Source organism: Staphylococcus lutrae, assembly GCF_002101335.1.
Lineage (GTDB): Bacteria > Bacillota > Bacilli > Staphylococcales > Staphylococcaceae > Staphylococcus > Staphylococcus lutrae.
In genome coordinates, this window is the sequence record NZ_CP020773.1 from 616,686 (window position 1) to 629,212 (window position 12,527).

The following is a 12,527-nucleotide window of genomic DNA, read 5'->3' on the forward strand; positions in this document are numbered from 1 at the left end:
CTCCTTTATATAATTATCAATTTCTTGAAATCCCCTTAATCATCGCCACGATATCATCATCCCTAAGTTGTTTCTTAAAGACCACATTCAAACCTTCATTTTTTAATGTTTTAAAGAATCTTTCTGCCGACTTAATCCTGTATTCTTCATCACGCCTCAGTCCTTTATCGTTATCCATATCCTTGGTTTCAACAACAAAATTCATTTCGTATCCACCTTCTTCAGAATTAATAACGTACATAAAGTCGGGACTTGTAGTTCCACCAGTGAATAATGGGATTTGTATAGATTTTCTAGGGATTTTTCCAAATACAACAACTTCGTCAATATCACTTGTTAAAAGAGTCTGTCTCTCTTTCGGACTATCATAAACAACGCTATCATAAATAAAGCGTTCTGGTACATCGACAGTATCATCTCGATGAATACCTAATATACCTTGAGATACCTGTTCTAGTACGTTTCCATTATAATCAGTTAAGCTTGTTTCTTTCGAATCAACATCCAACGGCTTATATGAGAGCTTTTTCAAAAGCTTTTCATCTAACCACCGATTAAATTCTCTTACCGCTAAAGCAATTCCAGTGTTTGTAAATAAGCGATTATCAATTTTTCCTTGTTCATCGTTATATTTACACAAAGTCTTATGAACTATTTTTGCAGAAATGCCTGTCTGTCTATTAATTTCTTTAAGGAAATCTCTATAAGCTACCTTATCGTCAACAAGATAGTAATTTGCGACACGTTCACGAAGTACAATTTCACCATCTTTCGACACTGTTCTTCTCGTTTTTACATCAATGGTAGTATCTATATATATATCAGATTTTAAAACATTATAAAAAGCATCACTTAACTCTTCGTCAGAAATATTTTCAAACTTCAAATAATATTTTCGATTAATATTTTTCCAAAGATCACTAATATCATCAAATTTATCCTGTCTAACTTTAACGAAGTTTTTCTTCTTATTCCCATCAATAACCTTATTTGGTTTAAGTCCAGTTACTGCTTCAGGATAATCAACATATAAATCATCAATTTTTTCAAGTTGAATGTTTCCATCATAGTCAATGTATTGTTTCATAAGTAATTCGCCAAATATTTCGTTTTCTGACTTATTTCTAATTTTAGCAATTTCAGTAAGATATTTTTTGATATTCATGCTTTGTCCTGGCGTATCTGCTTGAATTTCTCCAAGTAATTTACTTGCAAAATCTTTTTCCGAGTAATCAATAAGATATCTTAAATAGAACTGTTCATCCGCAATTCTTCTTCCCTTCTCATCTACTGGAAGTCTTAGCCCTCGCCCAACCTCTTGAAGTTTACTAATTTCTGAACCAGATGACCTTAACTTAACAATTTGAAATACATTAGGGTTATCCCACCCTTCTTTCAAAGTCCATTTTGAAAAAATAAAACGCATAGTATTCCATCTACCTGTTTCATCATGGAAATTCAATAAAGCCTCTTTATTCCTTAGGATTTTATCAACTTCTTTTTGTATATCTTTATCTGAAGTAGAGTCATCATCACTAAAATATCCTCCATTTGTTTTGGAGATTTCCACTAAAGAAGATTCCAAATAAGATTTATATTCTTGCAACCTCTGGTCTTTCGTATTTCCTATAGAACGGATTTCTTTCTTAAAGGCGTCAGATAACATGCTTTCAAATTTAATTCTTAAATGACCAGGTCTATCATCTTTCTCTCGATAAGATCTTACAGAATCAATAAAATACAAGCTTAAAGTTTTTATCTTATTGCCTCGCAAGAAGTTTTTTTTCTCTGTTTCTAAGTGATTGACAATAGATTGCTTTAACATAAGTTCTTGGTAAGTCTCAGTATATATCCCACCATAAACTACGTCACCCTTAGCTAATATTTGTCCATTAGATAGAGTTACCCCACTTTTGATCGCATCATCTGAAGTTGGTCCAATTTCTTCAATAGTTATCCCTGAAAATTCTTCACCAAATTTAGAAAGATTATCCCCTCTACTCAATTCTATAGGTTTTTTTGTCATTTCGTCTCTAAAAGTACATAATTTAGGACTTCTTTTGAAATCCATCAATTTAAGTTTAGTTTCATTTTTCCTTTCTGCATCAATCATAAATGTCTCAACACCTTTAACTAAATTTTGGTTAAAGGCTTGATTTGGTCCAAGATTAAAAATAAGATTATTATAATCTTTGCCCTTACTACTTTTTTTATCAGGAAACGTTGCTCCAAAACGAATAATGCACTGTGGATGTAGCTCTTTAAGGATTCTTTGGTACGCCTGATTTTCTTTTTTGAAACGATGTGGTTCGTCAATGATTACAATAGGTCTCGTAGCTCTCAAAGTCTCATATGGTTGAGAGAAATTACCTAAAATAGTTTGGTCATAATCATCCTTCGCCATAGTTGCATTAGACAAAAGCATACCAGAGGTCATTAATAGAACAGAAAATCTATTTTTCTCTAAACTTGTGCCTCTAGCAAACTCGGATATGGCATCAGGAAACATCTTTCTACCTTTTGTTTTTTTCTGTGGCTCTAATATTGACAATTTTAGACTTTTATTAGGATATAAATCCGAAAAATGTCTATTACTATAATCTGCTTTTAGAAAACTCTTACTGCCTTCTTTAATAGACGTTGATGGCACTAGAAGAATAAACTTATTAAAGCCATACATTTCGTTCAACTCATACATCATTCTTGTATAACAATAAGTCTTACCTGTACCTGTTTCCATACGAATATCGATACCTAGATAGTCGTCATCGTCTCTTGTACGCCAAGCCATTGGGATTTTTTGTAATCCTTGATATCCATTCCATAAATCATTAATATTCTCCTTTATTTTATTATCATCTAAATCAATAATAGAATTTTGGTGGATATCTTCATTAGACATAACACGAATATCTTCAAAGGCTTTTCGAACAGCTTTCAGGAAGTCATTTTGATGAGGCAAAATGGATAATTCGATACTCATAACTAAAACCTCTCAATCAATGTCACATTTTTGTTATTTCTTAAAACTTTGAGATTTTTTCTCAACTCTTGAAGAACATTAAAGCGAATAGAATGAACGTACACAACAACTCTATTAATTTCTAATTCTTCATTCTCAATACGTTTGATTAAAGTCATTACATCTTCATCTTCTAGACCTTCATCGATAATATAAAGAGATTTATCAATAAAATCTGCTGAATAATGTTCAAGTTTATAGGGGATTGAACATTTCGTTAAACCGTAGCCATCTTCATTGATCCAAGTAGCTAATATGCTTTCTTTCCCTGAAGAATGATTATTATCAAATACAGATATCATATCATCCGTAATCAATTTGAGTTCTGGTTCAAAATTTTCTAATTCAATCAAGGTTTTTTCTTCAGGCGTTTCCAAGTAGTAGAGTTTATATCCATAATCTATGTCAGCATTAGTTTCTATTTTTATCTTATTAGCAGCTTTTTCTATTCTAGCTCTACCTACTTCATCTAGAGTTTTATAACCCAGTTTATATGCAGGCTTATTCTTTTCAATACTTTCTGGCAGTTGAACCATTAAATATTTTCTTTTTCCTTGATCCTCTGCATTTAATTGCATTACAGCATCCGCAGTAGTGGCTGAACCTGAAAAGAAGTCTAGGATATAAAAATCATCATCGGTTGTAGTAACGTTCAAAATCCTTTCAATTAACTCTGTAGGTTTCGGTTTTGAAAAAAGATTCTGATTCCCTTCAAATAAATCAGTTAATCTGGCTGAACCTTTTTGATTAGAACCAAACTCTGTATGATTCCACCAATTATTAGCACATTGTCCTTCTAATTCTCTCTCCTCTTTAAAAATCTTTTTTCTTGGCCACCCTCTTCCTTCTTTAGGAAAATAAATTCTATTATCCTCTATCAATTTAAGATAACTTTGTTCATCTCCCATCCATTCCTCATCTAAAACTCTTCCGTCAGGAGTTGTTATTTTGTATCTACTTCCTGATTGATCCGAGCCTACTTTCCAAGGCTTACTATTCCATAAACCACGAGGATCATTATCTGGATTAGAAAAATTACCCGTTAATCCAATTTTTCCAACTCCATATTCTTTTAGAAATAAGCTATTTTTTGCATAAATAAGTATATGTTCCGCTACTAATCCAATCATTTTTGATCTATCATTAGGTTGATTACTTCTTCTTCTCCAGTGAACGTGTCCTTCAAAATTTTCTTCACCAAATATTTCATCACAAATTAATCGTAGATTCCCTTGCTCATTATCATCAATTGAAATAAAAATAACACCATTCTTAGACAATAAGTCTCTAGCCAATAATAACCTTGGATACATAAACGTAAGCCATGCAGAGTGCGTACTCTTCCCAGCTAAATCAAGTATTCTTTTGGCCTCTTCTTCTGTAATTCCAATTCTATTAGATAGTTCTTCCGAATTAAACTGAAAGTTATCAGGATAAACAAAGCCATCCGAACCTGTATTATAAGGTGGATCGATGTAAATACATTTAATTCTTCCTGCATAAGAGTTCAGCAAATGCTTTAAAGCATCAATATTATCTCCAACGATATACAAATTTTCACTATTTCGGTTTTCTTCTTTAGAATTATGTTCAATATCAGGTGAAAGATAAGTTTCTGTTTCCAGTGAACTAAGATATTTAGCATAAGATTGTCCTAAAAATTCTAATCCATATCCTTCTTTTGAAAGGTCAATCTCTTCTAATTTTAGAAAATCTTTAAATTTATCTATTTCAAATTCACCTTTATTGTTAAAATATTGAGGTAGTACCTCTTTAAGCTTTTCCATTTCAAGACTATTTGGCTTCATGTTTTTATTTTCTTGCAATTTGTTACCAATCATTTACTTCTCCTCCTGGTTTATCTTCATAGATACCATATCACCAAAATCGGCATCTAATTCTTTTCCAATCCTATACAGAACTTCCATTGCCACAAACTCACCTTTTCCCATTTTAGAAACTGTAGCTGGTGCTAAACCGACTCGCTCACTAAGATCTTTTTTATTCATGTTTTTATCTATAAGAATTTTCCATAGGCCATTATAATTAATTTTCATTCACTTACCTCCTATATTCAAGAACTTGAATTTTATTAATGCGATTATATCATGAATTACTTTTTAGTTAAATAAAAAACGGTGCAGTTCAAAGACAGCACCGTCATATATTTATCTTTCATTATCATTATTATATTCATTTTTAACTGAATCTTTAACCAAATCCTCTTCTTTACACTTATTAATTACTCCTATAATAGCTTATTCCTTTTCAACTATATCTTTTATATTTTAGTAGTTTAGAATCAAGGTGAGTTTCTATTTTCTTAATTTAACAATATCTATTCTCATAGAATATGTTTAATTAAGGATAGATAACTCAACTATAAAAAATTTTGATTTTTATCCTTCTTACTCATATACTGACAAACTAAAATCAATTATTTCATCTCTACTTTTCCCCCTCTGCTTTCCCTGGCCACCATCCGTACCTTTGATACTCTGTACCACCATCTAAAAAAATTGCACCACATTTACACATAACATACTCATGTGTATGCTTTGATTCAATTACATCATCGCAAATTTTACACTTTGCTATATTTCTTATTATTTTCTTCATTAAAATCCCTCACTTTATTATTATATCAAATCATACAGTAATTCATTTTCATAACTAAACCTAAATATTAAAATACTCATTCTCTGCTTTCAGTCTCATTTTATCTTCTATTGCATTTTCTACTAATTGTTTAGCAGCATTATAAGAAGTGGACAAATTTTCTGTGTATGAAAAGTTAGGAACTAATCCATGAGTATCTAATTGCATCGTCATCATTTCAATTAAGATACAAATATTTTTATCCATAATATTTAATTTTTTATAGAGCTTTCTAGTTTATTTCCATTCTTTTTTTCAAAAACTAAATATCTTGTAAATGGCGGTTATAAAATGTAGGAAAATGGCGAAATGAAAATGCTGTTTTTCCTACATTTTTTCTTTTTTAAAATAATATAATCATGTCTTAATTCAATCTTCGATCGGAGGTTATTTGATTGAGACATGACATTTATGAAGGAGTGCTATTTTACATTATGAAAGGTATTAAACCAAATCATGCGGAGCTTGGTCGACAATATAATTGTGTCCAAGAACAGTTAAAAAATATTATGAAGCAGGAAAAGAAAATGAATTAGAACGATTGAAGAAAAGACAACAAACTAAGAAAGCATCAAAACTAAATCTATTCAAAGAAATTATTGATGAAAAAATTGAATTAGGATGTACTGCTATGGCTATGTTTAAATACATAGAGAAAAAAGGATATGAAGGCAAATATACTATTTTACGAGAATACTGTAAAAATAAAAAACAAAATGAGACTAAAAAGCAACTATACGAGTAGAAACAAATCCCGGTATAGTATAAATGCTTCTCAAGTAGACTGGAAAGAAGATATGATGATGCATGATAAGTTTGGCAGAACTTATCAATTCAACATCTTTCTTTACGTTCTACACTATTCAAAAATGAAGTATATCTGGATTTGTGTCAAGAAATCGGACACAGTGAATTTATAATTTTACCTCGCTCTGCTCGGTTTCCTATTCAAAAATAAACTTATTAAATCATATAAGTTCATTTTTAAACAGGTCATTTTATGAAAACATTTTTTCAAATTCAAGTGGACTTAGATAATTTAGTGTTGAATGAATTCTTTTGGAATTATAGAATGTCACAATATATTCTATAATACTAAACATTGCCTCATTACGCGTTTGAAAATTACAATGATGAATGAGTTCTTTCTTTATTATACTGTGAAATGACTCTATACACGCATTGTCATAACAATTTCCCTTCCGACTCATACTCGTTATTATTTCGTTTTCTCTTAATATATTTTGATATTCTATTGAGGCATATTGACTTCCTCTATCAGAATGGTGTATTAAACCTGCTGTTGGCTTCTGTGCAGTAAATGCTCTTTCTAGTGCTGAAATCACTAAATCTTTCGTCATTCTGTTCGACATTGACCAACCTATTATTCTTCTTGAGAATAAATCCATCACTGTTGCGAGATACACCCATCCTTCCCGTGTATAAATATAGGTAATATCTGATACCCATACCACACCTGGCTTTTCAACTTTAAATCGTTGGTTTAGTAAATTCGGATATATTGGTAGATTGTGTTTAGAATCTGTTGTTGCTTTATATTTCTTCTTTGTGATTGATCTGATACCCATTTCTTTCATCAATCTTGTTACTGTACGCTGTGAAACCTTTATTCCTTCTTTCATCAGTTCCTTTGTGATTTTTGGACTGCCGTACCTTTTTTGACTTCCAATATAAACTTTATAGATTTCCTTTTTTAATCTATCACGTCTCTTTTGTTGTGATGAAGCTGGACGTTTTTTCCAATCATAATATCCACTTTTTGAAACACCTAATACTTTGCACATCTTAGTCACACGAAATTCGTGCCGGTGTTGATATATAAATGAATCGTCTACACTTAATTGGACAAATTCTATGAGAATAGATATTGTTAAATTAAGAAAGTAGGCGATTATATTATGACAAGAGAAAGAAGAACATTTAGTTCAGAGTTTAAGTTACAAATGGTTAGATTATATGAAAATGGTAAACCTAGGAATGAAATTGTACGCGAGTATGATTTAACACCTTCGGCATTAGGAAAATGGATAAAACAACATCAAAACACCGGTTCATTTCATCATCAAGATAACTTATCAGATGATGAAAAAGAGCTGATTAAATTACGCAAAGAAGTTCAACATTTAAAAATGGAGAATGATATTTTAAAGCAAGCAGCGCTGATCATGGGACGAAAATAGAAATCATTCAAAAGAATGCGCATCAATATTCAGTATCAGCAATGTGTAAAGTCCTGAAAATACCAAGAAGCACTTACTATGAATCAATAAAAAGAAATACTCAAAGCCAAAAAGATGATGATTTAGAATTAGAAAAAATTATTATAGATACGTTTAATTCGAATAGAAAAAGCTTTGGTACAAGACGAATTAAGAATAAATTAAACGACAAAGGTCTCACTGTATCCAGACGAAAGATTGGTCGTATCATGAAAAAATATAATCTAGTTTCTGTTTATACGAAAGCTAAATATAAAAATCATCCAAAAGAAACAAATGAAAAACTAATTAAAAATCATTTAAATCGCACTTTTAATAGAGAACAACCAATGGATGCATTGGTAAGTGATTTAACCTATGTAAAAGTAGCAGATAGATGGCATTATATATGTTTATTTATTGATCTCTTCAATAGAGAAATTGTTGGTTACAGTGCAGGTAAAAATAAGGATGCAAATTTAGTGGTGAAAGCAATTAGTAAAATTAATCATAACCTAAAACAAATCGCACTATTTCATACAGATAGAGGTAAAGAATTTGATAACAAATTGATAGATGAAGTATTAAAGACTTTTGAAATCGAACGTTCATTAAGTACTAAAGGTTGTCCTTATGATAACGCAGTTGCAGAAGCAACGATGAAAGCACTAAAAACCGAATTTGTAAAACAGATGAAATTTGAAAACCTAGAACAGTTAGAGACAGAATTATTTGATTATGTAAATTGGTACAACAATTTTAGACCACATTCTTCATTACAGTATTTAACACCAGTGGCGTTTAAAGATCTACACATGAAAAGTGTCTAGGAAACTGTTGACATTCCAAAATTCATAAATTATTTCTGGTCTTTGGCAAAGATGTGCATAGCCTTTTTTAATATTCGATTCTCTTCTTCAAGTTCCTTAAGTCGCTTTTGTAATTCGACTTCTGTTTGTTTTACTGGTGTTAATTTACCGCTACCAACAAAAGATGCTTCGCCACCTTCACGATACTTACTCAGCCATTTTGTAAGTGTTTGTATCGGTATATCAAGGTCTCTTGAGACCTCAGTCGCTTTTCTACCTGATTCAACCAGTTTTATTGCTTCCATCTTAAAGTTATGCTCATATCTTCTCTTAGTCATGACAGACACTCCCGTAAATTAATAATATTATTATAAACTATTTATTATCAATTCGCTGTGTCCGTTAATGAGTCTAACATCAATCACATTAACTTGGGATAGAAAACAAGATACCTTATTTGAATGTCTAAAAGAAGCTTTTGAATACACCGAAGGCGTTCCAAAAGAAATATGGTTCGATAATATGAGAACTGTAGTTGATCGACCAAGAACACAATATAAAAAAGTCGTTTTTAATAATATATTTTATCAATTTAGTAAGGATGCCAACTTTGAACCTATTGCTTGTAGACCCTATCGTCCTCAAACAAAAGGGTCTGTTGAATCATTAGCTAAATTTGTTGAACAACGTTTAAGACCATACGATTATGAATTTTATGATGCTGTCGAACTTATTGGGTTAGTAAATGATTTATGTCACGAATTGAATCACTTAGAAATTTCACAAGCAACAGAACAACGACCTATAGACGTTTTCAATTTTGAAGAAAAAGAACATTTAAATTCTTTTAATGCAAAGTTACTAGATACTTACATCGAAGATGAATGTCAATAGCGGTTTGAAAATGATGTTTTTTAGCGGTTTAAGATTGTCTCATATTTAAGGATTTTTCGTTTTTATAATCTTTTAATCGATAAGATTCTCCAGTAATTTTAAATACTTTAGAGTGGTGAATTAATCGATCAATTATAGCTGCTGATGCAATCTTATTACTAAATGACTCACCCCAACTAGAAAACGGAATATTAGTCGTAATTATTGTTGATTTCATTTCATATCTTAGCGACATTAACTGATAGAATAAATCAGCTTGTTCTTTAGACATACCCATGCTTCGCTATTATTCGAATCAGGTGCAACACTTAAAGAAGTACAAACTAGATTAAGTCACAGTGATATAAAGACGACAATGGACATTTATACACACATTACACAATCATCGAGAGAAAAGTTAGCTGAAAAATTCCAAAATCACATAAATTTTTAATATATAGTATGAACTTATTAAGTCCAGGGGTATTAACGGGGTATTATTCATGCACAAACCAATCGAGTAGAAGAATAGCCATTAATTGACTATTCATCCTCTCACACCACCGAGCGTACGGTTCCGTACTCGGCGGTTCAATATCTTGCGTAAGCCAACTCTGCAAGCTGGGTTAATGGTATTAACCCCCACTTGTAGAGTTGTTTTGTTGTAAGTGCACGATGAACCTCGTACGTGTTTGATAACCGCCAATATTTCTTGCGAGACTGTGCGATTTTCATTGCACTTCAATGGTCAAGAACATATTGGCGCAACATCTTATATTTTGTTCTTACTCTTTTCCACCGTTTAAGTATGAGTTGTCTAAGTCGGCGGTTTAGCCAAGATTGCGTGGTTTCAATAAAACCTCTGATAAAATCTCTATCAAAGTCATTGATCCAACCTCTCGTCACTTGGTTAATTTCAGTGATAATGTCTTTAAAGGTACCGGGTCTATTTCGTTTCGTTATTTTCCTTAAGTCGCGTGTTAAATTTCTTTTGGCTTCCGTAGTCGGTCTGAAACGACAAACCCCATTTACCTTGGTTATTAGACAACTCAAGAACTTTAAACGTGAGACTGCTCCTACTTTACTTTTATCTTCATTGACAACCTACTTCAGTTGCTTTTCAATGAATTTCGTGACACTTATAAACGTCAAGATAAATATGTACAATTTTGCTTAAATAAGCATGTACAGTTTTATTCTTTTTCTGAAGGGAAATGGTTTTTTAGTCTATAAGACTTTCCAACGATAGATACGATTGAGGCATGATGCAATACGCGGTCTAAAATTGCGTTCGCTATCTTCGTATCTTGGAATACCTCATCCCATGCTTTAAAATTAATATTCGTGGTAAGTATCGTGCTTTTCTTTTCATATCGACGATCAATAACTTGAAAAAACAACTTTGCGTCTTCAACATCAATCGGTAAATATCCAATTTCATCAATAATTAAAAGCTTATATTTACTATAATGTTTAAGCCTAGTTTCAAGTCTCCCTTCATTGTGAGCCTTACGTAAATTCTCAATCAACTGCTGGCATTTTATAAAGTAGGTGCTGTTTCTTTTTTTAGCAGCAGCTATGCCTAAGGCGGTTGCGAGGTGGGTTTTACCCACCCCACTAGGACCTAGAAAAACGATGTTTTCTTTGTTTTCTATAAATCTTAAAGACATAAAATCCTTGATTTGCTGTGGATTAATACTCGGTTGAAACTCAAAATCAAAGCTATTCAGCTCCTTTTGAAATGGAAACCCCGCCACCTTAACCATAGATTGAATCATATTTTTTTCTCTTATATCCACTTCATAGTTCGTCAGCTTAATCAGGGAATCGATAATAGAACCATTGTTCCTAATATTAAAATCTACAACTTCATCCAGATGTAATATCATTTGTTTCATTTTCAGATACTCTAAATTATCTAGAAGCTGTCTATAGTTAGAATTCGTTTTCATCATTCATACATCTCTCCAATGGCTTTTAAATTTTCTTTCGCTAAATCGTCAATGTCTGGATAATATGGGGATGATAATTGAAGTGCTTCAATATAATGTTCTTCTTTATAATTCAACTTGGCGTTACTTATAGAGTGGCACGCTATCAGCTTCATGTTATAATATACATGTAGTTCATGATTGAATACTTGTAATTGCACGCGCTTTCTGGCATATTCAGATGGTACTGAATATTGATTGCCTTGGTACGTAATCATATTGGAAGCGTTAACTTTTACATGTTGTCCAATTATTCTATAGGAGTCTCTTACTTTTTCCGTAGGAAGTGGAAGTAAGTGGCTCTTTTCTTTTTCTAATTCAATAATCGGTATTTTTCCCGTACCCTGATGTAGTTGATAATTCACTCTTTGATTCAGTTTTGAGATATATGCATGAAGCTCAGGCAAATTAAATTTGCCTTGATAGGCATGGATTTCATCAAGTAGTTTCATAGAAGCTTCCACTTTACCCTTTGTCATAGGTCTCCCTGCTATACACGGTCGTATTTTTGTTCCCATATCATGTGCGAATTGTTCGAATCGACGATTGATTTGTCCTTTACTGAATCTTGTACGGGGCTGATCCATCACTGCTTTCATATTATCTGTGAGTAGTTCTTTAGGCACCCCGCCAATCATTTCAAATGACTGGGTTAAAAAAGACTTCAGTATTTCTTGTGATTTTGTGGTTGATATATTAAAAATTCGAAATCTAGAGTAAGACAGGATTAACATGGCGATATGAACTTCAATGACATTGCCGTCTTTCAATCTAAATTTGATGTTTTCTTTCCAGTCCACTTGTGCTTGAGTGCCTGGTGCCGTTTCGTAACGTGCCACGCTTTTAAGCGTTTTAATTTTAGCCCCCGTTTTAAAATAATCATTAAATGTTTTGGTGCTTCGATATATAACTTCTAAAAAGTGATTGAGAACAATCTAAGCCGTGATTATCTTTG

The 12,527-nt window shown here is 32.0% G+C and carries 12 protein-coding genes and 3 pseudogenes; 4 read left to right on the top strand and 11 right to left on the bottom strand.

From position 1 onward, the window contains the following. Window positions 1-16: 16 nt before the first annotated feature. From B5P37_RS03065 to B5P37_RS03080, 5 genes are all read right to left on the bottom strand, one after another. A complete protein-coding gene (locus B5P37_RS03065) occupies window positions 17-2,983 on the bottom strand; it encodes a type III restriction-modification system endonuclease (RefSeq protein ID WP_085236850.1) in 2,967 nt (988 codons plus the stop codon). A 2-nt stretch (window positions 2,984-2,985) separates the two neighbouring features. Then, a complete protein-coding gene (locus tag B5P37_RS03070) occupies window positions 2,986-4,863 on the bottom strand; it encodes a site-specific DNA-methyltransferase (RefSeq protein WP_085236851.1) in 1,878 nt (625 codons plus the stop codon). Beyond that, window positions 4,864-5,079 carry a helix-turn-helix domain-containing protein gene (locus B5P37_RS03075; RefSeq protein ID WP_085236852.1) on the bottom strand — a complete coding sequence of 72 codons (216 nt, stop codon included), beginning with the start codon at window positions 5,077-5,079 and terminating at the stop codon, window positions 4,864-4,866. Between the two features lie 391 nt (window positions 5,080-5,470). Beyond that, window positions 5,471-5,641, bottom strand: coding sequence for a DUF7695 domain-containing protein (locus B5P37_RS11900; protein ID WP_169710769.1), 171 nt, complete (start codon window positions 5,639-5,641; stop codon window positions 5,471-5,473). 60 nt (window positions 5,642-5,701) lie between these two features. Then, window positions 5,702-5,887, bottom strand: a complete 186-nt coding sequence (locus tag B5P37_RS03080) for a hypothetical protein (RefSeq protein ID WP_211275675.1) — start codon at window positions 5,885-5,887, stop codon at window positions 5,702-5,704. 274 nt (window positions 5,888-6,161) lie between these two features. Between B5P37_RS03080 and B5P37_RS12115 the strand changes: the two genes are divergently transcribed. Continuing rightward, on the top strand, window positions 6,162-6,425 hold the full coding sequence (locus tag B5P37_RS12115) for a hypothetical protein (protein WP_240622426.1): 264 nt from the start codon (window positions 6,162-6,164) through the stop codon (window positions 6,423-6,425). 253 nt (window positions 6,426-6,678) lie between these two features. Here the strand turns inward: B5P37_RS12115 and B5P37_RS03090 are convergent. Continuing rightward, window positions 6,679-7,524 (bottom strand): annotated as a pseudogene (locus B5P37_RS03090) (IS3 family transposase); the annotation flags it as partial. A 75-nt stretch (window positions 7,525-7,599) separates the two neighbouring features. On the opposite strand from B5P37_RS03090, the gene B5P37_RS03095 reads away from it, so the two are divergent. After that, window positions 7,600-8,729 (top strand): IS3 family transposase gene (locus B5P37_RS03095; RefSeq protein ID WP_103322067.1). Its coding sequence is split into 2 segments (ribosomal slippage): window positions 7,600-7,846 and window positions 7,846-8,729, totalling 1,131 coding nucleotides; the frame shifts between segments, so codons are not numbered across the junction. A 29-nt stretch (window positions 8,730-8,758) separates the two neighbouring features. On the opposite strand, the gene B5P37_RS03100 is transcribed toward B5P37_RS03095, so the two are convergent. Next, window positions 8,759-9,046, bottom strand: coding sequence for a transposase (locus B5P37_RS03100; protein WP_085236845.1), 288 nt, complete (start codon window positions 9,044-9,046; stop codon window positions 8,759-8,761). 67 nt (window positions 9,047-9,113) lie between these two features. Here B5P37_RS03100 and B5P37_RS03105 point away from each other — a divergent pair, with 67 nt between their 5' ends. Beyond that, complete coding sequence (locus B5P37_RS03105) at window positions 9,114-9,602, top strand: hypothetical protein (RefSeq protein ID WP_244898632.1); 489 nt, start codon at window positions 9,114-9,116, stop codon at window positions 9,600-9,602. Window positions 9,603-9,630: 28 nt separating this feature from the next. On the opposite strand, the gene B5P37_RS03110 is transcribed toward B5P37_RS03105, so the two are convergent. Next, window positions 9,631-9,879 (bottom strand): ATP-binding protein, encoded by a 249-nt coding sequence (locus B5P37_RS03110; protein WP_342351453.1) that lies wholly within the window; start codon window positions 9,877-9,879, stop codon window positions 9,631-9,633. On the opposite strand from B5P37_RS03110, the pseudogene B5P37_RS03115 reads away from it, so the two are divergent. Continuing rightward, window positions 9,865-10,035 (top strand): annotated as a pseudogene (locus B5P37_RS03115) (tyrosine-type recombinase/integrase); the annotation flags it as partial. The gene B5P37_RS03110 and the pseudogene B5P37_RS03115 overlap by 15 nt on opposite strands. A gap of 137 nt (window positions 10,036-10,172) precedes the next feature. Here B5P37_RS03115 and B5P37_RS12290 read toward each other — a convergent pair. The 3 genes and pseudogenes from B5P37_RS12290 to istA all read right to left on the bottom strand — a co-directional run. Beyond that, window positions 10,173-10,721: pseudogene (locus B5P37_RS12290) on the bottom strand (group II intron maturase-specific domain-containing protein); the annotation flags it as partial. Window positions 10,722-10,774: 53 nt separating this feature from the next. Further along, a complete protein-coding gene (gene istB, locus B5P37_RS03125) occupies window positions 10,775-11,533 on the bottom strand; it encodes an IS21-like element helper ATPase IstB (protein WP_085238406.1) in 759 nt (252 codons plus the stop codon). Beyond that, window positions 11,533-12,411, bottom strand: a complete 879-nt coding sequence (gene istA / locus B5P37_RS03130; RefSeq protein WP_244898633.1) for an IS21 family transposase — start codon at window positions 12,409-12,411, stop codon at window positions 11,533-11,535. Before istA ends, istB begins: the two co-directional genes overlap by 1 nt. Window positions 12,412-12,527: the final 116 nt, after the last annotated feature.

Excerpts from the sequence above, each read along its gene's own strand:
- B5P37_RS03075 (WP_085236852.1), bottom strand. The coding sequence starts at position 5,079 with ATGAAAATTAATTATAATGGCCTATGGAAAATTCTTATAGATAAAAAC.
- istB (WP_085238406.1), bottom strand. The coding sequence starts at position 11,533 with ATGAAAACGAATTCTAACTATAGACAGCTTCTAGATAATTTAGAGTAT.
- B5P37_RS03065 (WP_085236850.1), bottom strand. The coding sequence starts at position 2,983 with ATGAGTATCGAATTATCCATTTTGCCTCATCAAAATGACTTCCTGAAA.
- B5P37_RS03105 (WP_244898632.1), top strand. The coding sequence starts at position 9,114 with ATGAGTCTAACATCAATCACATTAACTTGGGATAGAAAACAAGATACC.
- B5P37_RS03110 (WP_342351453.1), bottom strand. The coding sequence starts at position 9,879 with ATGGGTATGTCTAAAGAACAAGCTGATTTATTCTATCAGTTAATGTCG.
- B5P37_RS11900 (WP_169710769.1), bottom strand. The coding sequence starts at position 5,641 with ATGAAGAAAATAATAAGAAATATAGCAAAGTGTAAAATTTGCGATGAT.
- B5P37_RS03080 (WP_211275675.1), bottom strand. The coding sequence starts at position 5,887 with ATGGATAAAAATATTTGTATCTTAATTGAAATGATGACGATGCAATTA.
- B5P37_RS03100 (WP_085236845.1), bottom strand. The coding sequence starts at position 9,046 with ATGACTAAGAGAAGATATGAGCATAACTTTAAGATGGAAGCAATAAAA.
- B5P37_RS03070 (WP_085236851.1), bottom strand. The coding sequence starts at position 4,863 with ATGATTGGTAACAAATTGCAAGAAAATAAAAACATGAAGCCAAATAGT.